Annotated in this window: 14 protein-coding genes; all 14 read right to left on the reverse strand. The window is 40.2% G+C overall.

What is annotated here, in order from left to right:
• Positions 1–556: 556 nt before the first annotated feature.
• The 14 genes from ACWICE_RS09535 to ACWICE_RS09600 all read right to left on the reverse strand — a co-directional run bounded on the left by ACWICE_RS09535 (position 557) and on the right by ACWICE_RS09600 (position 23,094).
• Positions 557–1,645: a dipeptidase gene (locus ACWICE_RS09535; RefSeq protein WP_454298212.1), complete on the reverse strand. Its 1,089-nt coding sequence runs from the start codon at positions 1,643–1,645 to the stop codon at positions 557–559.
• A gap of 7 nt (positions 1,646–1,652) precedes the next feature.
• On the reverse strand, positions 1,653–2,759 hold the full coding sequence (locus tag ACWICE_RS09540) for a D-TA family PLP-dependent enzyme (RefSeq protein ID WP_454298213.1): 1,107 nt from the start codon (positions 2,757–2,759) through the stop codon (positions 1,653–1,655).
• Positions 2,760–2,761: 2 nt separating this feature from the next.
• Positions 2,762–3,232, reverse strand: a complete 471-nt coding sequence (locus ACWICE_RS09545) for a RidA family protein (RefSeq protein ID WP_185212326.1) — start codon at positions 3,230–3,232, stop codon at positions 2,762–2,764.
• 27 nt (positions 3,233–3,259) lie between these two features.
• Entirely contained in the window at positions 3,260–4,588 is a 1,329-nt protein-coding gene (locus tag ACWICE_RS09550) for a gluconate:H+ symporter (protein ID WP_454298214.1), read from the reverse strand.
• A 163-nt stretch (positions 4,589–4,751) separates the two neighbouring features.
• Positions 4,752–6,140: an ATP-binding protein gene (locus ACWICE_RS09555; protein ID WP_454298215.1), complete on the reverse strand. Its 1,389-nt coding sequence runs from the start codon at positions 6,138–6,140 to the stop codon at positions 4,752–4,754.
• Positions 6,130–7,485 carry a DUF6851 domain-containing protein gene (locus tag ACWICE_RS09560; protein WP_454298216.1) on the reverse strand — a complete coding sequence of 452 codons (1,356 nt, stop codon included), beginning with the start codon at positions 7,483–7,485 and terminating at the stop codon, positions 6,130–6,132. Before ACWICE_RS09560 ends, ACWICE_RS09555 begins: the two co-directional genes overlap by 11 nt.
• 50 nt (positions 7,486–7,535) lie before the next feature.
• On the reverse strand, positions 7,536–8,858 hold the full coding sequence (locus tag ACWICE_RS09565) for a contractile injection system tape measure protein (RefSeq protein WP_454298217.1): 1,323 nt from the start codon (positions 8,856–8,858) through the stop codon (positions 7,536–7,538).
• A gap of 4 nt (positions 8,859–8,862) precedes the next feature.
• On the reverse strand, positions 8,863–15,198 hold the full coding sequence (locus ACWICE_RS09570; RefSeq protein ID WP_454298218.1) for a hypothetical protein: 6,336 nt from the start codon (positions 15,196–15,198) through the stop codon (positions 8,863–8,865).
• Between the two features lie 15 nt (positions 15,199–15,213).
• Positions 15,214–19,662 (reverse strand): hypothetical protein, encoded by a 4,449-nt coding sequence (locus tag ACWICE_RS09575; RefSeq protein ID WP_454298219.1) that lies wholly within the window; start codon positions 19,660–19,662, stop codon positions 15,214–15,216.
• A 27-nt stretch (positions 19,663–19,689) separates the two neighbouring features.
• Entirely contained in the window at positions 19,690–20,115 is a 426-nt protein-coding gene (locus tag ACWICE_RS09580) for a GPW/gp25 family protein (RefSeq protein WP_093096902.1), read from the reverse strand.
• Positions 20,116–20,126: 11 nt separating this feature from the next.
• Positions 20,127–20,420: a PAAR domain-containing protein gene (locus tag ACWICE_RS09585; protein ID WP_454298220.1), complete on the reverse strand. Its 294-nt coding sequence runs from the start codon at positions 20,418–20,420 to the stop codon at positions 20,127–20,129.
• 16 nt (positions 20,421–20,436) lie between these two features.
• Positions 20,437–22,212, reverse strand: coding sequence for a type VI secretion system tip protein VgrG (gene vgrG / locus ACWICE_RS09590; RefSeq protein WP_454298221.1), 1,776 nt, complete (start codon positions 22,210–22,212; stop codon positions 20,437–20,439).
• Positions 22,212–22,934: a CIS tube protein gene (locus tag ACWICE_RS09595; RefSeq protein ID WP_185212336.1), complete on the reverse strand. Its 723-nt coding sequence runs from the start codon at positions 22,932–22,934 to the stop codon at positions 22,212–22,214. Before ACWICE_RS09595 ends, vgrG begins: the two co-directional genes overlap by 1 nt.
• Positions 22,924–23,094, reverse strand: a complete 171-nt coding sequence (locus tag ACWICE_RS09600; protein ID WP_185212337.1) for a DUF5908 family protein — start codon at positions 23,092–23,094, stop codon at positions 22,924–22,926. The genes ACWICE_RS09595 and ACWICE_RS09600 overlap by 11 nt, the downstream gene beginning before the upstream one ends.
• Position 23,095 lies beyond the last annotated feature (1 nt).

Raw genomic sequence — 23,095 nt, forward strand, 5'->3', positions numbered from 1 at the left:
CAATCGGGACAAATTCGAGATTCATTCGACCCATATTCGGAAAATTCGGAATATGTCTCGAATAAGGTCAAAGTCAGGTCAGACTAAAATCGATAAAACAGATAGGATGAAAATTTAAGGAAAAATGGAGGTCAAAAAATGAAAATGCTAGGGGTTTATTAAAATTTTTAGTTTGAACCAGGATGGAAAGGATGAGAGGATGGATCAAGATTTGGATTATTTTTTTTGCAAGAAAGTCCCTGTTACGATAAGTTACCTAGAATTAACAAAAAAAGGCATTCGATTAATCGAATACCTTTTTTTCGCTACCTTATATTGTTCAATACCTTTCTAAAATATTTCAGCCATTCTAGGGCAGATTGTCGTAAATTACCCATTTATAGTAACGTATTTTCGTTTAAACCGTCTGGCCCATCCAATTTGTCTCTATCAACCTTGAAAACTAATAACTGGGAGGGAAAAACAATAATCTTGGCCAATCCTCCAATCCTCGTGGTGAGCAAAGTCGAACCCCATCCTCGTTCATTCCCAGTTCTTGATCCATCCTCTAATTCCTTTAATCTTGGTTCAAACTCCCCCTCATAAACCTCAACCAATTGCCGTTTGCAATCTTCTGTATATCTTCCTTCGCATAGCCTCTATTTCTTAGGATCGGGAATACTTTTTGGATATCGGCAATGGTTTCCAGATCATAGGGACATTGTTCTCTTCCAAATGCGCCATCCAAATCACTGCCTACTGCTACATGGTTGGTATTGCCGGCAATCTGACAGATATGGTCGATATTGTTGGCCATGATCTCCATATTGCAACCTGTTTCTTTTGGAGTAGATGTCCCCCGTACCCAATTTGGGACCATCATCCAAGCATCCAGTGCAACGCCAATAACAGCATTTCTGTCAACCAGAGCCTTGATCATATCATCAGAAAATTGACGGTTATGATCAACAAATGTCCGGCAGTTGTTGTGACTGGCCCATATAGGCCCTTTATATCGATCTAAAGCATCCCAAAATGCATCGTCATTGAGATGGGTTGCATCAAGGATCATATGGAGGTTGTCCATTTCCTGGAGCAAGGCAATTCCATCCTGATTTAACTTTCCACTGGAATCCGTACCATTGGCATACCGACCTGGTCCATAATGGGCGGGACCAAGTGCACGAAGGCCATAATCATATGCCTTTTCAAGATTTGACAGGTTAACGATGGAATCAGCACCTTCCAAGCTAAGGATATATCCGATGGCTTTTTTCACATCTCCAATATTATCATTCCAATGCGCGACATGGGCATCTAGTTCCGCTTTTGTCCGGATCATTTTTAGCTGCCCATCCTCTTCCATCGCTTTGTACCAAGCTAATTGCCCTTGAGTTTGTGCCCATGCCTGTTCGGGAGATAACCAACCTGGAAGAACACTTCCGTGCTCTACATACCTTGCAATCTGGGTGGCAACGACCAGACCTATGTTCCCTTTTCGAAGTTCATCGAAAGTGACGGTCGCTTTGCCGCGATCTGGTTTATCGACCATGCCCTCTTCCCTCCGGTTCAACTCTGAAATGGGGATCCGGAGATCTCGATTCCATTCCATGGCATTCATGCTTAGATCAAGGTGACCATCGATCAAAAAAGGCTGTACTTCCATAATATCCTTAAATATTTAACATTCTATTCCTCGCAACAACTTGCCAATTCTTAACCTTTTGATGGTCTGCGATGACCGAGACTTTATCATATAAGGCCACGGTTGGGCAGATATGCAAAGGAATGGCATAGAGTTCCGTACCTACTGGATACTCATTGCTATCATTGACGTTGAGCACCATATGTTCCTCACTCTGTAATATCGGAACTGCATCATCGGCATTCAAAAACTTAACCCTTGGCAATGGAGATTCCGAAGCGACAGCCTTGTAACCTAAGTCTATACATATGCGATGCTCATTGATCACGGATATCACTCGGGTCAAAAGTACTGCGGCGACTTCAAAAGCCTGTTCGGGTATTTTCTGGGAGTAACCCCAATCCCAAAACACAAAGGTTCCAGGGCTACAGGCCACATTAGGACGTTCAGCATGCCGTGTAAACGAAGGCGAACCGCCCACTACTATTTTTAATGGATAAGTACATTTTTCCTGAAAATAATCAAATGCAAGCTTGAGTAAATCATACCCTGAATCTGCCTCCTTTTCACGTATGGAAGCATCAACATTGTTAATCTGCCCATCATAGCCATGTATGCCCTCCAAAAGCAAGCTGTCTTGTTCGGCAATGCAGTTCCAGAGCTTTTCAATGTCTTTTATGGAAGCACCAGTCCTACCCATGCCTACATCAAGATCCAGGTAGAAGCTGGTTTTTATTCCCTGCGCTTTTGCCTGAAAATTGACTATTTTAATAGATTCTACGTTATCCAATAAACAGGAAAAATGGGTGTTCGGATACTCTTGGATCAATTTCAGAAACCGTGAGATATTTGGTCCCACGGGCTGATAGGCCAAAAGGACATCCTTAGCATTACTCAATGCCAGCATTTCCGCTTCAGCAATGGTAGAACATTTAAACTGCTCAATACCTTCCTCAATCATCATCTTGCTCACTTCAAGCATTTTATGGGTCTTTGCATGAGGGCGCAACCTTGACGTATCATTGGCGACCATTCTTTTGAGCAAGCGAATATTACGGGTTACCCGATCAGGATACAGTAAAAGAGCAGGGGAAGCGATACAATCTGAATTTTTTACTTCAAACCACTTTTCCATGATTAGCCTTCATGTAATTCAAACATTGCTTCAATCTCCACCGGGATATTGTCTGGCAGCGAGCCAAAGCCGACAGCTGATCGCACTCCAATACCATTTTCCTCGCCCCAAACCGAAGCAAACAATTCACTACAACCATTGATTACATAGGGATGTCTTTCAAAATCAGGCGTGGCATTGACCATTCCTAAAACTTTGATAACGCGTTTTACTTTATTCAGCGAACCTAAATTGGCTTTTATCGTAGCCAGCATAGCCAGACCGACCTGTCTAGCAGCTACCTTACCAGCTTCCATGTCCATATCTTCACCAACGCGCCCGATGATCAAGGTTCCGTCATTTTGAACCGTACCATGACCAGATAAGTAAAGATATTTTCCATCGACCAAACATGGTTTGTACACCCCAAGTGGCTTTGGTGCTGGAGGTAATGTTAAACCTAATTTTTCAAATTGTTCATCTGCATTCCACATGATTTATTATTTTTTGATTAGTAATTTTTATATAAATAAAGATAAGATCATTACACCAATCAGACCAACCGTGGAGACAATAGCCTCCATCATGGACCATGATCGAAAGGTATCTTTTACCGATATTCCTAAATATTCTTTAAACATCCAAAATCCGGAGTCATTTACATGTGAAAACATGAGACTTCCCGCACCGATCGAAAGGACCATCAGGTTTGGATTGATATCAGTAGCCTGCAACAAAGGCAATAGCACACTTGCCGCAGTGAGTGCTGCAACTGTTGCCGAGCCTATGCATCCACGGATTATGGCCGTAATGATCCATGCTAAGATTAATGGATGGATGGGTAAGCCTTGAAGGGCCTCAGCCAATTTTAAGCTGACACCACTGGCCTCCATTACCTCTTTGAACACCCCAGAACCAGCAATTATCAAGAGGATCATCGCAATGTCCTTGACCGCATCTGCATACACCGACATTACGTCTTTGATGGGTCTGCCCTGAAAGATCCCTAAAGAAAACATAGCGTAGATAACGGCAATGAGCATAACGATATTTGCCGAGCCTAAAAATGCAATGATTTCATGCATGAAGGTAGATTCTTTTGGTACTACATATGGTAAAACGGTAAAGAGAACAATCATGACCACCGGCAATAAAGCGGTAAAGAAGCTATTGAAAGCCCCAGGTTTAGGATAGTCCTCGTCCTCTGGTTTTGGATCTACCGGTTGAAAGATTTCAGATTTACCAGCCTTGATATTCTTGAGGGTTTTGCTGAACAAAGGACCGCCAATAATTATGGCAGGTATAGCAATGAGCAATCCATAGATCAATGTCAATCCCATATTGGCATTGAACAGGACCACCAAGGCTACTGGAGAGGGATGCGGAGGAATAAATCCATGGGTTACCGACAAAGCTGCCAACATCGGCAGACCGATGTAGACCAATGGTAATTTGTATTTATAGACTATTGAAAAAATTAGGGGAACCAAAAGCACAAAGCCTACGCCATAGAACAAAGGAATACCGACAATAAAACCTGTAAAGGCCATTCCCCATTGCAGATGCTTGACCCCAAACAGGCGAACCATAACGGTTGCAATATTTTCTGCTGCGCCACTATGGGCGATCAACTTTCCGAGCATGGCACCTAATACAATGATCAGGGTAAGCCCGCCCATGATAGATCCTATCCCCTTTTCAACAGTTCCCGGAATCTTTGCCAATGGAATTCCCAGGACGATAGCGGCTAAGATCGAAACGATCAGGAAGGCCAAAAAAGTGTTGATTTTAAAATAGGTAATGAAAATGATTAGCAACAATAGGCTAAGAAGTACGATTGTAAATACCATTTAGTTTATATTGAAGGTTAGGAAGCTTTCATAGCGAAAGCCTAAGGTAATTGCTATCCCTAAAATAGTAATACCTAGGCGAATAAGAGAGGGATTTTAAAAATAAATATTTCAGGGTTCTGAGGGGCATGAAGTTAATATTGCCCCATATTCAGAGTAGCTGTTAATGGAAAGGTTTGCCTTCTTTCAATAATTCTTTACGGATTCCGTCCAATACATCGGAGAGATATATGGATTTTTGATCTTTTTCGGGAGTAGATTTTTCTATGGCTTTGATACAGGAATAGTGTACCGCATTGACGATAGAGCCTCCCGATACAACATAGTTTTTCACAAGTTCCGGAATATCTACCTTTTCGTTCTTGTCATTAAAGAACAAGGCCTCTTCTGGAAAACTCAATTTCCATATTTTGGCGCGGTCTGCCGCGTCGGGAACAGTGAATTTCAAAATGGCATTGAACCTGCGCATAAAGGCATCATCAATATTATTTTTCATATTGGTAGCAAGGATTACCATGCCATTATACTCCTCAATACGTTGTAGCAGGTAAGAAACCTCTTGATTGGCATATTTATCATGGGCATCCCGAACATTGGTCCTTTTTCCAAATAAGGAATCCGCCTCATCAAAAAACAGGATCCAACCTTTGTCCTCGGCCTTTGCAAATATCTGTTCCAGATTTTTTTCGGTCTCCCCAATATATTTCGACATCACCATCGAGAGATCGATTTTATAGACATCCTTCCCGACTTCTTTGCCCAATAACCCAACGGTAAGCGTTTTACCGGTCCCTGAAGGACCGTATAGCAGGGCTTTATAACCATTGTTTATCCTACCCCCCATTCCCCATTCGTTGATCAGGATGCTGTTATATTTTAACCAGCTCTTCAATTCCTGGATCTGCTCTTGGAGCTCATCATTGATGACTAAATCTTTCCATTCCAATTTGGTACGGATTAATTTAGCTGGAAAATTAACACTGAACTTAGGCTGGGTAGACTCGCCATAGATAAATGCATCGAGGTATTCTTTGGAAATCAAGATCTTTCCACTCATCTCAGGCTCTCCTGCCGGAACATCATCTAACCATAGGATTTTTTTACTGTCAAAAATATGGTCAGCCCAAAACAGCTTATGGATTGCGGTCTTTTTATCAAAATCATCATCGCCTAAAAGAAAGACAGCAGTTTCACCCGTAGGGATAAATCCTCTAAAATCCTTTCCCCTTACCCCACCTATTTTTTGAAAATCTCCCGAGCGCTGCAGTTTAAAGTTTATGGCATTATCAAAGAGGTCGGCTTGCATATGAGGAGCCATCCCAATCAGTAATAAACAAGCTTCTTGTTCATTGAGTTGATGATGCTTGATAAATTCTTGCAGCTTTTTGGACCAGGTCCTATAAAGGGGTTTAGGCTTTTCAAATTCAGTTTCACCGGGGAACCAATTGCTCAAACGGTACAAGATCAACTGCTCTAGGAATTTGAGTTCTGCCGGGGCGTTGATATCAAGAAAGCTAATGCTTAGATCTGTATTTGCCTTTTTACTTTTCATTGAAATAGACTTTTGCTTTTTCCCAAACGGTCATGGCTACTTTCAAACCAAGCTTATGCCCCTCAGCAGTAGCCTTGGGAAAATGAATTCCCCCATAGATACAGGCAAGTCCCGCTTGCTCAGCAGCGAAAGAATAGGTCGGCCATTCCAGCACGATATCCATACATGGAGTTACCGCAGGTTCAATTTTTGAAGAACCCATTTTTATGGTTGTCCTGCCTCCAAAGGCATCATTCCCTGTAAAGTTCTTCAGGATAACCGCAGCTGCGCGGCTAAAGCAACTGTGAGCAGAAATATATTCTGGAGTCGCTGGCGTTTTCAGATAAGGATTCCATTGATCCCCCTTAATCGTCTCTGTTCCTTTACAACTGCCTCCCCAAGCATGTACATGCAGGCCATTGAATAAGTTCCTGATGGCCGTAATAGGTCTGACAGATTGATATTGATGTTTGCATTCCCAACTAGCAATTGATGCATCCAACAACGCATTGCTGAGCACAAAGAAAAGCTTGATGCATTGGGAGTTCCTGTAGAATTCCTTTTGGGCAACGAACTGCGCTATCTCACACCAATGCCCAGGAGTCGTAAAGGTACCTCTTGCATCTTCCCAGTAAGTAGCAATGACTTTCTGTTCATCCGTCAATGCAGCATTGATATCCAAGATTTCCCGGGCTTGTTGCTTGAACTCAGGTTGTTCCTTCGTAAAAGGTGCGTCAGGTCTAAATTGCCAGTTAAATGGAAGGGCAAAGGATTGTACCAAGCCCCAATGTGGAACATGGAATCGTTGGAACCTGATTTTGGCTCCTTCCTTAATTTTTTGAAGGGGTTGCCAATAACTGAGATTATTCAGGTGTTCGGGAGGATTGATAGGTTTATAACCTGTATAGTCAGAGAATCTTGGCATATGCAGGCTACCATAAGGATTGCTTCCATCCCCATATCGCTGTTCAATGGTTAATTTTGCCATAAGGTTGCCAATCCCTTCCGGCTTGGAAATGTCCAGGGTTTTATGGTCAGGATCGTAATCCAACTGGCACATAAAATCACGGAAAATATCCTTTTCTTCAGCTGGCAATTTTAACCAGAATAGGCTCACCAGAATCCGGTAAGCAGCATAACTGAAGGACTTACGGATATTATCCTTGGCACAATTTGATTTTGGGATTTTTATATATTTAGCTGTACTTGTGCTATAGGCACAGTTATCATATACAGACCATGCATCGTACATTGCTGTATGCATCATTGCCAATGCTCTCGCAGCCAATGGAGCAGAGGTTTTGGTCAACTTGATGGCCTCCAGCATAAGTTGATTCCATTTTAACACTAGCGGTTTTTCTGACATGATATTATACTATAAATTCATTCAATAATTCGTTCTTCAGCCTCTAAAATTCACCTCCATTCTACATGGATAAGCTGTTTTAGCCATGGGAACTTGATCATATTCAAATTCCATGGCAGGTAATCCAGCACCATATCGATAGGACCTTTTTCCACTTGTATCGTAATCTTTTCCATTCCCAGCTCTATTTTGCCTTTTCTCTGTAAAAAGCCTTCCCTTAATCCATCAACAGAAGTCTTTTTCAATATCTCCCAATTGGCGATACAGGCTTCCATCATAGCAATGACTTCCTCCTTTTCATCCTTGCTCATTTCTATAGATGTAGGAATTGCGGCTTTTATCGGATATGAGCATAGCAGTTTTGGAACTGTCAATTCATATTCCTTAGGTTGATCTTTTCCAGTTGCTGCAAAATGTAATAGGTAGATAGCTTTTTCCTTAGCATCCAGAGAGATGAAGTCTTTGTCTTTGACCAATCCCAATTGTTTGAATAATGAGTTTAAAAAGGGATGTAATAAAACCAACCCTACATGGTCCTGAAAAATAGCTTCTTTAATCTCGGTTATATCTTTAAATTCTTCAAAACTACGTACCTGATCAATCACCGGATTGGCAAAGGAATTGTAATCCACTTTAATTTGCTCTATGCGATTTTTGAATTCAGCTGAGTCTGATTTAAAGAACTCTTTTGAAACGACCTGAAGCAAATCCAGCCAGAACTTCTCTCGCCAAACTATTTTGTTTCCAGCATTTATTTCCTTGTATTTGGATACAAAAGCGAAAAAATCCTTTACTATTTTATCCAATGATTTTTCCTGTTTTGGAGCTATTACTTTAATCAATCTATTCAAAAAGCTATCTGAATGTTGCCTCACTAATCGAATTCGGAAATTGGGACTACGTTCTACCTCCAGTATGAAATGATTCAAGGTTTCCATCTTACTAGAAAGGGATTCTAGAACATGTTCTTGCCAAGCATCTATCGGAAATTCAACATTCCAATCTAAATAGCCCTGTCGCAAATAAGAAATCCATTTATGAAAGTCCGAGAGAGTGGTATGCTGAATATTCACTCGATGGTTTAATGCTCTTTCTTTTAGTATCTGTTCTTCTAATTGCTGTTTTATGTTTTCTACTAATCTCCCATTGGATTTAATATGATCTAAATCCATTAGCTTAATAATACCCAGATCAATTGTCAAGGAATCTAGTGATAACACTTCATCATCGTTGGATAAACCCGACAGGATTTCATCCATCAAAGGCACAAAAAACTCCCAATATTGATTACTTAGTTTTTGCTGAATGCTAAAACTAGCTTCTCCTTGTGATAATAGGAGCTCAATACGCTGTTTTCTGATGATATGCAGCATGATTTCACTTCTTATTTCCTAATAGCAGATTCTTGATTTCAAGTACATTGATTGCGGGTTGATATTTCTTTAATTCCGTTCCATCCCAATGATTATAGATCGCAGCTACATCAATTTTCGCTTTCCGCAACCTTTCAAAAGCGGCATTGAGTAGGGAAAGATCGGTTTTGTTCTTTTTCTTATGGTTGACCTGATCCAAGGCATAACAGACTACGGATTCCAAGACACGGTGCATCTGAGGTTTATTCAGGACCACGTAGTTCTTTGCCGTAGTTTTTTTGTTTTCAATGATTTGCGTAACGACAGCTTCCAGTTGGTTTATGGCCAGATTAGGATCGCTCAAATAATTTTGGACACTTTGAACAACCAGGTTTTTCTGGAGTTTCTCAGCAACTTGTTCTACTGCTGATCGATAGTGCATCATGCGTCTTTCTTTCAGTAGATTCAATTCTTTAGTATTACCTCGCTTTACCGTATTTAATACAGGAGCAATAGTTTTTTCTTCTTCCTTATTCTCTTTCTGGACCTTGCGGATGTAATCATAATTGGGTTGATTGTTTTGATCGCAACTGATGAATTGGTATTCACCAGGATAGGAAACCCGCCAGCAAAATGAAGCATTTACCTGGTCTAAGAAACTTTGTTGCATGCTGTAACTGTTTTCTTGGTTAACTTCACGATACAGGCAAGGATTATAGGTTTCAACTTGACTATTACATGGTTTACAAGTTTCGCAATCCACTAAATCTTCATAATTACGATGGAATAGGAAATTCAAGAAATCATCGCTGGAGAAATTTTCTATACAGGTTTTTTTCTTGGCAAGCCATTTCCTCCAGTTTTTGTATTTTGATTCAAAACAGCAATAATCATGAGGCGCTAGCCACAATATCCTCAACATTACATGGGCTGGTGCCAAACGGTATAAGATATCCTCCATTAGCATTCTTCCCGTTTTAGAGCGGAACCTTTTCGGCCATGCAGGTAGAGCTACGGTTGCAATAAAGGAATAGGGATCTATCGCTGGGACAAAGCAAATATCCGATTGATCGGAACATGGATCTTCTTGGTCAGCTTTCCAAGTGAAGCCACAATAGGAATAGGTTTCATTACAATATAGGCTTTGTCGAATTTCACAGTCTTCTTCACATCGAGGTCTGAGCAATATATGTTCGACAACCTGTAAGCCTTCGGCATTAATGAGTTCTTTTGCCCGATCGACAGCCATGCACATCTCTTGCGAAGTTTCATAGCACTGAGGATTAAAGGCAATCTGCCTTCCATTAATAGAAAACTGTTCCCTATATTCCGGAAGGTTGAAATCCATTGCAATTCCAAATGAATTGCAGCTGCAATCCAGGATGGATTGATAATTTTCGAAATTGCTGAGCATATAGCTGGTCAAGCTGTACAACCGCATGGCCATATAGCAATTATCAATTGGGCAGGAAGTTTTCCAAGCCACATAACAGGTAGGCTCCTCCTCCACTGGATCTGAACAGCCACAGTTTACAGTATTCTCCTCTTTACATGAATTAAAGCCAGGCAGTTTTATTTCTATCTGATATTGATAGCCTTCATTATTTTGATTTTTGCTTCGGGTAATAGGAAAAAAGCAGAGAAAAAGTTCCAATTGCTCTTTAAATGATTCGACAGTCCAACCTTGGTTATAAGATTGGAGTATTACCTGTCCATTTTTGTCCTTTATAAAAACAAATTCCTTTTCAATGACATATTCATTTCCTAATGCCTGGAATTCCTCCAGATAATCAAAAAGAAGGTCACAATATTCTTGGTTATCATTTGCTCCAAACCTTTTGGTTGCAAAAGGTTTCCCTCCTTCATCGTGAAAAATCAAAGCATTATCTTCATTAGAAATAGAATAGGCATTTCTTTCATGAAAGCGTTTGAATTGATCATATAGATCAAGGACAACCTGATTTCTCTTTTTGGCCGTATCGTATGTGCATGGGTGGATCAAGAAGTCTGCACCGCAATTAATATAGAATGAAAAGCAGCAATCTTCCTTCCGCTGATATTTTCGGAAACCGATATTGGATTGAACGGCACAGATCAGGTTCTCGACACCTGCCAGTCCCCATGCCTCTTCCTCAGTGAAAAAGCGTTGGGTACTTTCCGCCAATACCTCGCGGATATAGATCCGGAAGTCACCTTTTCCATCATCATTAAAATCACAGTCAACATATAAATTGCCTGCATACTTTAAGAGCATCAAGAAAAAGAGAAAATCCTGCATAGCTGCCTCCGCAGTGGGATATTCTTTGACACTATGCCAACCTTGGGGATTCTTTGCAGAATGAAAAGTCTCAAAATAGTACAGTTCATCATTCCTTTTTATCGGATAGGCCCGCACTAATTGCATCAGCATTTGTGGAATGCTGCCTTCTCCAAATGCATTAATCTCTTCTTGAGTTACCAAAGGAATATAGACCAGGGCGGCTGTATTAGTATTCCTTTTCTCTTCGAAACTGATGAGAGTTCCGTAATTCTGCTCTACCGCCGCTACTTCCAAAATATGGAAATAGTTATTTTCAAAAGCTTCAAGCGCCTGTTCCTTGGTAGAAAAGGTATCAAAGCTTTCGAATAGCACCAACTCTTCATTGATAGGTCCGGCAGACTTGTATAGGATATTATGAGCCCGAACCTGATAGGTATATGCCTTGGTTTTTTGCTTATTTGCTCCTGACACTTCTCTTACCACCGCAGACCCTAGACATAACTGTAGATAGTTTGGTTTTCTCTTAAACAACCTGGACAATTTCATTTTGGATAAAACCGCTTCTTCCTTAGATAGAAATTGTTGCTGATAATAGGCCAAGACATGATCTTTATCCACCAGCCGGTAAATATATCGGGCAGAATTTTCTGTAGACTCTTTCCTTATGGAGGTTCTAAAGTTCTGGGATTTATTGCTATTGGCATATTGAGCAATGCTCTTCTGCGAATCTAAAGCTCGATTGATGCTTTCCTCCTGAAATTCCGGAGTATCCAAATTGACCGTAGGCAATTTACTGCTTCTGTTTTGTTGGGTCAGGATAATTCCATTCTTACTTTTACCAACCCTTAATGTTGGGGTAGCTTGTTGGAAAGCATGTGAAGCTTTAATAGCTTCTTCCTTATATGGATATTCCTTGCTACTACTGAACTTATAATTGGAGTCTTGGTCAAAGCCTAATTCATAATTAAATTTCCATCCCTTTGGAAATGAATTTGTGGACAACCTATAGGTGGCCTTTTGAAAAGAGCTGATAATGAGATCACGTAGTGCTCTAGCTTCCTCTTCGGTTTCAAATTCTGTATAACAGATGGCTTCGACCTGCTCTTGATAGACAATTTGAAGTTGCCATTTGGATTCAATGGCGGATCGGTAAAAGGCGTAGTTTTTTGAATTTCCAGCAAGTTTCAATACTAAGTATGCATTGGATTTCGCTTCTTTGTTACTTGAAAAATCTTTTGCCGCATAAAATTTAAAGGAATTGGCATGGTCCAAAATATCGTAGGTAAACTTATCGGGTTTACCAACAATGGTATTACTGATATTGATCTTAAAGGCTTTGATGTCCAAATAATTTGGATCATCCTTATCAAGATCATTGAAAGTAAGCTGGGTTATTTTAGGTTGTTTTGAATCTTCTTCAGACCAGATATTGCTGTCATTCAATTTGCTCATATTCTTTCGAGCAGCCTCCATGGCACTGACATCGGAATCAAAAGCTTCCACATAGTTCCTAAGAATACTACCGTTATGGTCCAGCAATTGTACCTTATGCGCATAACTACTGATAAAAACATCTTCTACAGGTTGTTTGGAAAACATCCGATTCAGTTTAGTCCTTACGTCATCGGCCTCTTGAGAGGTTGCATATTGTTTGTAGAATGGAACACTTGAACGATCGTCATATTGCAGCACAATGCTGTACATCTTTTCGTGAGGGATATACTTTGTCCTTAACCTTTCTGGTTGGGCAAGCGAATCGAAAACCATCTGTGCAGCTTCTTCAGCCTCCTTCGGAGAATCAAACTTTTCTGACAGTTTGAAATAGGTATCCTCTGCTATGCTTAATTCAACGAGGTAATATTCATCCAACTGTTCAACAACAAAGTTACACAGGCTGTGCAATTGCTTATTGGTGATCCCTGCAAGATATTTGGCTTCCTTCTCAAAACCAGAAATATTATCATTGTTCCATTCATCTTTAAAGTAATCGTAAGCCTTGCCTCGATTGGAACTGATCTCATCATAATGGCTGAGAAAATCCTCTTTGGCTTGAATCAAGTGTTTAGGTTGCTGATTGAATTGCATGAGCACATCATCCGTAAACCTTTCTGAAAATCGACTTAAGAGATGGTTTAAGAATGTATTCCTGCGTTCTGCATACAGATTATCATCTTCCAGTATCAAGGCAAGATAGGACTTGAAAGAAGCCATGTTTAATTCAATATCAAAGGAAACATGGTTTTCATCAATGATAAAACTCCTATAATTTTCTTCAAAGGAACCCACATAGGCGACTGAACTGAGATGCAGATTTGCAGCAGAAATGGAAGGAAAGCTTATTTTACTGATCAGAGCGAAATCATCTGAAGTACCATTGAGATAATAGTAGATCTTTCCTTCAGTATCATGGACAAAGCCATATTCATAGCTATTGTTGCTAAAATCCTCAATTAACTGTTTGATTGCTATCTGTTGCTTGATCAATGAACTATATTGGAACTGTTGCAAGGCTGGAATATCAGTTGCATGGTCAATGATCAATTGGTCCAATTGACTTTTTTTAATCACGCGAATTAGGCTATCACCAACTGCTCCTAAAACTTCATTCTGATCTGTTCCGACAGCAAACCGAAGTAATTTGCTCAGCTCTGGTTTCTCGGTCAATTGATTGAGAAAATAGGTTCTTCGTTGACCATCCTCTGCCGAGTTCATGGAAAATAAGGCTCGAATGTTTTTCAGCTGGGCCAAATAGCCGGCCAATAGCTGGTCAAAGAACAGTAAATAGCCCTTTAACTGGAGTGCCTGTGCTTTCCTCAAGTTTGAGACATCATCTGGCAGTCCACCTTCGGCGATGCCATATACCCTTGGAAAATCATCCTGTAACAGGAAATATTCATCTAAGTTCTCATGGAAGGTACCAGATGGAATGGCATGGTCTAAATAAGCCGATGGCAACTGGTACAATACTTTGCCTGAATTTGCGAAATTGAGATTAAACAGTCCATCAAATTTTTTACTATCAAAATCAATCGGGATTCCGTTTTTCGTGAATTGAATACCAGAACAGGCTACCGAAAAATTAGTAATGTGATTTTCGGGAACATTAAATTTCCATGCATTTATATCACTAAACCGTCCTGTTTCGCAATTTCTTAGGGCTAGCTTATTTACTGATTTCACACCCGCAGAGGCTAAAATTACCTGATACAGGTCTGAAATATGGATTTCCTTTTTAAGTTTTAAGGCTGACAGCTCCTCTGTATCGATGAAGCCATGGCTTTCCGCAGGATTATATGGTCTACCCGCAAAAATATCTTCTATATCTTTTTGACGGTCCAAGAGTTCCTGTAGGGTGTAGAATTTTGGTACAGGTGAAATAAAATCCCTTAGCCTTTGTACGACATCCTGATAAGATTTTTCGATATCTGCGTCATTTTGCAATTCTATCACAGCACAGACACCAATATCTATCTTGCAAAGCATGGTAATATCCACAAAGTCTTCACAGAAGTTTCTATGGGCCATCAATCTGTCTTTGACGGTTTTATTCAATGCATCTAAATAAGCATTTGCTGTTAATTCATCAGGAAAATCCTTATTCACATCCTTTTCAGGCTCAATAAAAATATGGTATAGCCCATTGAGATATTGAACGCAATCATTGTTTTGGTAATTGGTTGACTGCTGATTATATCTTGGCCTACAAAAGTCAGTTTGATCGGTAGCGACTTCTAACCAAGCATTCTTTACGCCTTCAATATCGATCAGGAACTTTCTATAATCCATTATGGTCAATGGATTACAGCTCAGGATCTCAGCAGCAGTAAAGAAATTATTATCAGCTCCGGTTTCCTTAGGATCCCTGCTGAACAAATCAATGCTTGGTAAATTAGTTCTATAGCCTAAATCAAGAAGCGAGTAGCAAAGTACTTCCAGGATGGTAATACCAGGGTCATGGACATTATGATCTGTCCAGATTTTTCCGGAGAGTTTACCAAGATATGCAATTCCCTCTGTTCTTAGTTTTTCAAAATCTAAGTAGGCAGGAAAACCAGCATTGTCCTTGTTTATCGTTTTCTTATTTTCTCCTTGGCTTGCCATGATCTTGCATTTTACCTATGCATTATTCTTATTACAATAATTTTCAATTGGGATTGCCGGATTGCGGCATGGTTCTGCCTCTTTGCGAGATGCCCATCTTTCACAATCTGCCTGTTCAATCTTGACATCGATATTTCCAGCAATCAGGATGGACCTTGGGCTGATCGGACAGACAACCTTATTGAAAGAACCCAATACAGAGCCTGCTTCATCGGCGTGTTTCATCCATAATTCCACGATATAATCGAGATAATCCCTAGACTCCAAGAAACCTACGATATCAGATTCGTAGATACATTGGCCAAAGGTCAGTTTATCAAATTCACCGATTGCCCAGGGAGCGAGAAATTCACGCAGATCTTGTTTCAATTTTTCTCTATAGAAAGATTCATCCATACCTTTCAGCAGTTTCACCTTCAAACAGAAGTTGACTCCTTCATACCTTGGGTTCATGATTCGAACCTTGACAAATGGAGAACTTCTTTCCTGTAGGTATTCTTGGATACTTTCAAGTAGACTTACCGGAACCCTAGGTTCAAACAATTGGGAAGCCTTCAACTTATTCATATCAGGAATAACCGCCATAATAATATAGCCAGGGGCCATCGGGATATCGTTGACATAGTGATGCGCATCTAAGGCGAAACTATGGTTCACACATTTCACTTTATATAATTGAGGAAATGCTTCCAAGACCAATCGCTCGTAATCAAATTTTTGAATTGCCCTACCCTTATGTTTTAAGAGCTCCGATACCCGGATATAGAAATGCCCTTCGGCTTCAGGCACCCTTCCAGCAAAAGAATCATAAGGTTGAGAAACAGATTTGATGGCGACATCAGCATCCTTCATCTTTGAAATCGAACCTGCTGGCAAACCTTTATCCAACCTTAACTTGTCATTCAAAGCTTCATTGGTAAAGGTTGCCTTAATGGCTTGGGTAAATAGCCCAATGGTTTCACTGACCGATTTGCTGTTTTTGGCGATTCCAGCTTTTATCCAGTGCAATCCTTTCGGAAGGACTGTGTTTTCATTGCTGATATTGGCAGGAATGGAAAACTTAATGATTCCAGAACTGGTCAGACCATCGGTATCATCTTCCAACACTTCAAATCCATTCCTTAGCGGTTTCCATTCATTGTTGTCCAAATAATGCCATGAAACCGGTTCTCTTTCTGATTCGGAATCGGCAGTTGCCTCCGCCATTTGAAAAAGTATATTCACATTGCTGCCTGGTACCAGATCCTTGAAAGCAAGAAATAAATTTCCTTCATCACAAAAGGTCGGCAATAAGCTGGGTTGATGTTCTAACTGCTCGAGCTTATAGGTACCAGGAAAAGGATAGAGATGAATGAGTTCTATATCCTCCATACTTGCCGTAGCAGAGTAGTCAATTTCCATCTTTTTGATGATTGGTGTCCAAGGTTCATTCGGGATAACTGCCTGAAAGAGATCATTATTGTCGATGATATTTCGGATCTGTAGGATCTGGTTCTTCAGAAATGAAACATCGCCTGTTAAATTCTTATTGGAAAGCTCTCCAAATATTGGAGGTAGAACTGTTCGACGGATCGAATCGGCTTCGGTCTCATTGATTTTACCGGCACCAATATCTCCCATTTTAGATTTAATACCATCAGATGGATTATTGACATCATCCTCCACTCTTGTGGAAACGGTTTTCGCAGTTTCGATGCTCTCCAAAATATCATTGGTGCTGAAAACTATTAGGTTGCCGGCACCATCATAGTAAATGGCATCTTCTAATTTGCTGTCGGGGAGTTTGCCCAATGCCATCATCTGCCTAGCTAGAACATAGGAATAGACCTTATGGCAGAAATCCTGCCCCTGTAGGTTAATCTTTAAAAAGCCTTCAGAGGTCCCGACTTCATATTGTTCAATTGGGGAACTGTTTTTTGAAAACTTCTGATTGAGTTCAAAAAAGGTACTCCTCAAAAAAATTGTCTGATCGAACTCAGTGCTTCCAGAGCAGGTTGAACTATTATTGTTTTCAAATAGCTTCCTGTCGTTATATGTTTCCCCTTGAATGGTAACTGCTTTAGTTGTAGGAGAGCCATGTGATTTTTCCTTTATCCATTTGCCGTTTTCTAAAACGGCTAAATTGATCAAGAACTTGTTTTCATCAAGACCAAATAGCCCACCTTCTTTTAAATATCCTTTATAATAATCCCTGAAGTCAGTTGGTTTTTCTTTCCAATCTAACTTAATATGGATTTCGTTCCATTTCTTGGTAAATACCTCTTGACTTCCAATAAAGAAATCTGGACCCAACAAATTTAAGTTGGTCGGATTATTAAGGTTTGGCGGATTCTTTATATCAAAATCAATAATCTCAGGGCGAGTACCAAAGGGATAGATCGGACTATTGATGTTCTGCAAACTCTCGCTATTCTGAACAACAAAATTCTTAAGGCCACATACATTGACCTTGATCTTAGTACCTTTTGTATTGGAAATCTTAACGCTCCGGAAAAATTGATACAGGGAAACTAACTGGATTTCATCTTCAGCTTTTCTTTCGCAACAGGATTCTCGACTTGTCCACTTAACATCTTGCTCTATTTTCACCCGATCGTCAAGGTTGATTTTCATCAGTGGTAATGCGGTATCAAAACCTTCTTGGAACAGTTCCTCATCATAGTTCACTATTCCCTCTTGATCCGGACTCATTGCCAAGGAAATGTTGATTTCAAAAGTACTGGAACCACTAATGTTAGACATGGCTATTTCAACCCCTTGGGCGGGAACTAACCAGCCTTTCTTTCCAGTCAATGCGATATTGAATGCTTTGATCGGTTTAAAAATATCTTTTAGAACAGCAATTTCCTCTGTTGAAGAAATAAGTTCTCTATATTCTAAATCGGAAATGGTTTTCTCAAATAAAGCCTCTTCTAATGGATAATAACAGGAAATCTGCTTCCCAATTGGGCTGTCTTTCCATAATACCGCCTCAAGCTTTTCCTTAAGGGACTTACTGATCCCTTTTTTGACAGCTTGCGCTATGAGATCACGGTTGATCGGGTAGAATTTATCATTGATGACTGTCCGTACACGTTCATAAAATGCAGAGACATCATTTTCATTTTCACATACATTCTGATGCAGTTTACAGGCCAAGTTAATTTCAATTTTTCGAGTGCCTTCACTCAAAAAGAGAACGGGTGAGGCAAGAACAAAACCTAACCTTGCATTTGGATAGGGTTTCAAAAACTTGCTTTCAGGATCTACGTATTTACTGAGTGCCGAACCTAAGGTTGGCCAGCTTGAATTTTGAATATCCTCAAATGGTTTTTCAACGCCATCAGCCATTTTAGCATTGCTGGACATATACACACCTTCCAAATAGCTGTTGCTTGCATGCACTTTGTTATTGAGGAAAAGCGTGCGTTGTTCGACAACATTGGCTTTATTGACCACAATCTGATCATCCAAAGCAAATTGGATCTCTACCTTATTGGCATCCTTGCTATCCTTAACTATGATCCCTTCCTTCAATAGATACTTTTGAATATGCTTTTGTATTTCAAAAACCAGATGCACTTGATCGGGAATGGCAGTTTTTGCACGCAGCAACAAGACTTCTTTATAAAAGAAATCAAGGTGTTTTTTCGTAAAGGAATTTAAATCCTGTTGCAGATATCTGAAAAGCCTCAAAAAAGAGAACAATAAGGCCAAATGTGGACTCAATTTCTCTTTGAATTCATCATTTAACGAAAGGAAACTGGGCTCTAGGCTAGTTTCAGCTGATGCATGAAGTGAGTCGATGACGGTAATAAAAGATTCGCCGATAGCAAGAATTTCATTCTTCAGGGCAATCATCCTCAATCTTTTACTCTTTCCAGAATCCTGTATGGATTGGGTGGTTTTTACAGCATATAAATCTGTTAAGTCTAAATTCCATTCATCCGATTCCAGGAAACACATGAGGTTTATCGGCTTGGTCCCAAAAAACTTAACTGCTGAATTGACCTGAACTATAAAGACCTTCAAGCTGTCAGCTAGTTTATCTTTTATGATTTTATCCAATGACAACATTACAGGCAAATCGGAGCCTTCGAGCTTTGAGTTCCAAAAATAGATTTTGTAGATAATAGATCGAAAAACATAGTTTACGATCAATTGAAGGCTGGATTTTGAAGGTGATTTTTCAAAAAGCAAGTTATAGAAAGCAAGCTTTTCCCTTATTGTGTCGGCATCATATTTTAAAATGGATGTAATGGTAAAAGGCAAACTGTTCTGAAAAAAGGATTGCCAATCCGATACATTGAGGTCAGCATCATAATAGTTGATATGTCTAGAGAGTTTTTCAAAATAATCCAACAAGTCTGCTAAGCTCCTTGCATCGATTTGGGCAGTCGCCCCCAACAGATCATCCATAACCCGCTGCCTTTGGCTGACACCTGGATCGTTTTGAAATGGATGTATAAGCTCTTTACATTGCATGACTTCTGACTTTTAGGAATATCCAACTTAAATTGATTTTAATGCTTCATTTAAATAGTAATCATAGACATAGTTAAACCTGGAGTTAGTTCCTGGAACGAAATACTGAATGCTGATCGTAAAGCGACCCTCAATAAGTTCCATGGAATCACTACTTGTTATTTCTATCTGTTCCACTCGGATCCTCGGTTCATAGAACAGGATGGCATTGGTCACCCTATCCTTTAGGTAGCCAATCACTGAACTGTTCAGCGATTCAAAGACATAGTCAGTCAGGTCACAGCCATATTTAGGTTGCATGACCCTTTCGCCCAGAGCTGTTGACAATAGAATATTCAAGCTTTGATCGATATCCTCAATTCCGGAAACCAATTCCACCGAATTGGAAACCTTATTGAATTCAGGCGGGAAAGACCAGCCTGTTCCTAAAAATGAATTGAAAGAATTTTCCATGTCCTTTATTTTTATCCTCCTATCTGAACTGTTGTAAATCCCATTACAATGGTGCCACCATGTGCAGTCATGTCACCTTGTCTTGCTGCAGGTTTTCCACCGATCAAGACGGTCATGGAACCTTGAACAATACTGTCTGGCGGACCAGTACAGACTAACAAATCACCAACAACAGCAGCAGGAACGCCTCCAATGAGGACCGTTGGTACGCCTGGACCAATAATTGGACCACCAACGTGCGGCACTGGCCCAGGATTCACCATGGGACAGATATGCAAATCGTTTATTCTTGCTGCTGAAGCCATAACCAGTTCTATATTTCTAATTTATCTTTACCAAAGACCCTTTGATTTCGGTTACTCCATCTGAATTAATCTTTGTCATTGCTGAATTGATATTCACATTGGTATCTGATTTCAGGGTCATGGTTTTTCCTATAATTTCCATTTTGGTGCCGGCGCTGATCTTCAGTTCAGCACCAGCTTTTATTTCGATGTTTTTTGGACTTTCCATTATGATCCCATTGCTATCCATCGTTATTTTATTGCTGTTTTGATCCTTGATTTCTATTTTCTTGCCGTCTTCATCAAGGATTATACTATTCCCAGCTGGTGTATCTATGTTGATTGTCTTGGTGGCATCATTGAAATGCACACGCATATTGCTTCTGGTGAAAATTCCTTTTTCATCATTGGCATCAGCTCCTTTAAGTGGAGCTGGTTTTGCACTACTGTTCAACATGCCTAACATGATGGCATGCCTTGGATCGTTATTGATGAAACCTACTATAATCTCATCGTCAATCTCTGGTCTAAAAAAAGTACCACGATCACTTCCTGCATCCAAGCTTGCCACCCGAACCCAAGTGCCATTTGAATTGTTTTCTATGATTGGAATCTTGACCAAGATTCGGTCTTCACCATCTGGATCATTTTCCAACTGCAGGACCTTCCCTATCTGTAGCCCTTGAATTGAACCTAACAGGCCAGCAGCAGGAAAATCATCAATATCTTGATATAAAGAAGAATACCTTGCAGGATCTAAACCAAATTGAATATTGGTATACCAAGTACCATCACCTACTTCTTGTCTTACCGCGGTCACAAAGGCCTTGCCGTTAAATCGGTCACCGACACCGGCGATCTTCACCATATCCCCAGGTTTTATTTCAGCAAAACCTGTAAATCTTGCCCTGCCCCTGATTTTCGCTAATCTACTGCGCAGCATTGTCCCTTCTGCCCAAGCCTTTAGCTCTTGTTCCAAAAGGTTACCGCTATGATGGAGTAAGAACTTTTCCAATTTATTGGCCGAAGCAAGATCAGAACTATTCACATTTCCCAATTGCGTAAATCCAGAAGCTTCATCAACCTCTGCCGTAAACAATCCCTGGTTTTTATAATCCCAGGAATGAGCCTCTACTTTTGACCATTGACTGCGAAGGTCCATCTCCGCTTCAAACTCCATTATTGAAGACCCATAGGTAACCTGTAATACAGGATCAGTATCTGTTTTGGGAGATTCTATTTTCAACTCAGCATCATTCACAAACAGTAATTGTCCATTGGCCTCGGCACGCAAAGCAATAAAATCCCAATCACTGAGGTGATGCTGAATCAGTTCTTTATGTTTCAAGGGAGTAGCTTCAACATCACTCTTTAAATCTGCATAAGCACTGATGATGCTATCCATTACTTCACTGTCTTTTTGGTCTAGATAATATTTGCTTTTCCTTCCCAAGGTCATTCGCATTGCGGCATCTTTACATTCGATCTGCAATTGCGTATTTCCATTTTCTTTAACCTTTACCTGTTGTTTCGTGATGATGCCTTTAAATGCTTGTTTATTGTCGCTATCAAAACCCAACTTGATTTCAATCGCTCTGCCGGGTAAAAAATCCTCCTTGTTGCTGATTTCAAAACTGCCTAATGCGGCATCCCCATCTTTTAACAAAATCTTTGCAGTGGGTATCCGATTGACTTCCTTATCAATGGATATACTGAGTATTTCGTAAGAAGAATCCATTTTAGACCCACCCAATGATATTTCATACGAAATAGTATCATGTTGGGACGGATTCGGTATGATGAGCTCTTCCATTAGTTTTCGTTTTTATTAAAAGGAGGAAAATAAATATCATTTCCTGGTTGTAACCTTCTTATTGAGGTCAAACCATTAGCTTTCGCAACCTGTAAAAAGTACTTCGGATCATTGTAAATACCATAGGTCATCAGATCCAATCGATCACCTTGTTTGATTACTCGGTGATGGGTCAAATCTGGAGATGAGGGATTGTCCTCTGCCATGCGCTGTTCGCGAGACTGGTAATCCAGAAAAGTTGCGGATAACCTTGCCCGCAATGGTGTACCATCAGGCTTAAATAAGGTAAAATTCACATCCAGATTTGCTAATACACAGCGGAATCGAATCTCTGAACCCCAGATAATCAACAAGAAATTGGGGCGGTGGATGTCACCTTGGTAATTATAGGCACAGTCCATGAAGATTTTCAATTGCTCATTGACGGGTTTGGTTTTGTATTCCTCCCAATAGCCTTCCATGGTTCCGGTACCATCCAAAATAAAATCAAGCTTCAGTTCCTCTGGCGCAGTAGATTTAAATTTCACTTCTGAAGAGCCAGACCCGTGAGGTCTTTGTACATCGTGTTCAATTTTAAAGTTCTTTGAAAAAGCCTCAGGATTGATCGGGGCTACGAATGCTGGCTTATTGGTTTGCTCCACACCCTTAACCTGAAACTGCCTATCTGTAAAAGAATAGATCAACAGTTTCTCCAATTTCCCCGAACTATAATTAGCGCTCATTTTTGTCCTTAATAATATCCAAAACTTTATCTACGCAAATCTTGATCAGCTCCTCTGAAGCAGTGACACCATTATCCTGAGAACCTCCATTTCCTTCAGGGGAAGCAAGATCCTGAACAACCGTCGCCTTAATGACCAACTCCCTAACTTCAACTGGCATA

Source organism: Sphingobacterium sp. NPDC055346 (assembly GCF_053645235.1).

Coding starts and splice junctions, on each gene's coding strand:
- ACWICE_RS09545 (WP_185212326.1), bottom strand. CDS start 3,232: ATGTGGAATGCAGATGAACAATTTGAAAAATTAGGTTTAACATTACCT.
- ACWICE_RS09580 (WP_093096902.1), bottom strand. CDS start 20,115: ATGGAAAATTCTTTCAATTCATTTTTAGGAACAGGCTGGTCTTTCCCG.
- ACWICE_RS09585 (WP_454298220.1), bottom strand. CDS start 20,420: ATGGCTTCAGCAGCAAGAATAAACGATTTGCATATCTGTCCCATGGTG.
- ACWICE_RS09560 (WP_454298216.1), bottom strand. CDS start 7,485: ATGTCAGAAAAACCGCTAGTGTTAAAATGGAATCAACTTATGCTGGAG.
- ACWICE_RS09550 (WP_454298214.1), bottom strand. CDS start 4,588: ATGGTATTTACAATCGTACTTCTTAGCCTATTGTTGCTAATCATTTTC.
- ACWICE_RS09565 (WP_454298217.1), bottom strand. CDS start 8,858: ATGCTGCATATCATCAGAAAACAGCGTATTGAGCTCCTATTATCACAA.
- ACWICE_RS09555 (WP_454298215.1), bottom strand. CDS start 6,140: ATGAAAAGTAAAAAGGCAAATACAGATCTAAGCATTAGCTTTCTTGAT.
- ACWICE_RS09535 (WP_454298212.1), bottom strand. CDS start 1,645: ATGGAAGTACAGCCTTTTTTGATCGATGGTCACCTTGATCTAAGCATG.
- ACWICE_RS09570 (WP_454298218.1), bottom strand. CDS start 15,198: ATGGCAAGCCAAGGAGAAAATAAGAAAACGATAAACAAGGACAATGCT.
- ACWICE_RS09595 (WP_185212336.1), bottom strand. CDS start 22,934: ATGAGCGCTAATTATAGTTCGGGGAAATTGGAGAAACTGTTGATCTAT.
- ACWICE_RS09575 (WP_454298219.1), bottom strand. CDS start 19,662: ATGCAATGTAAAGAGCTTATACATCCATTTCAAAACGATCCAGGTGTC.
- ACWICE_RS09600 (WP_185212337.1), bottom strand. CDS start 23,094: ATGCCAGTTGAAGTTAGGGAGTTGGTCATTAAGGCGACGGTTGTTCAG.
- ACWICE_RS09540 (WP_454298213.1), bottom strand. CDS start 2,759: ATGGAAAAGTGGTTTGAAGTAAAAAATTCAGATTGTATCGCTTCCCCT.
- vgrG (WP_454298221.1), bottom strand. CDS start 22,212: ATGGAAGAGCTCATCATACCGAATCCGTCCCAACATGATACTATTTCG.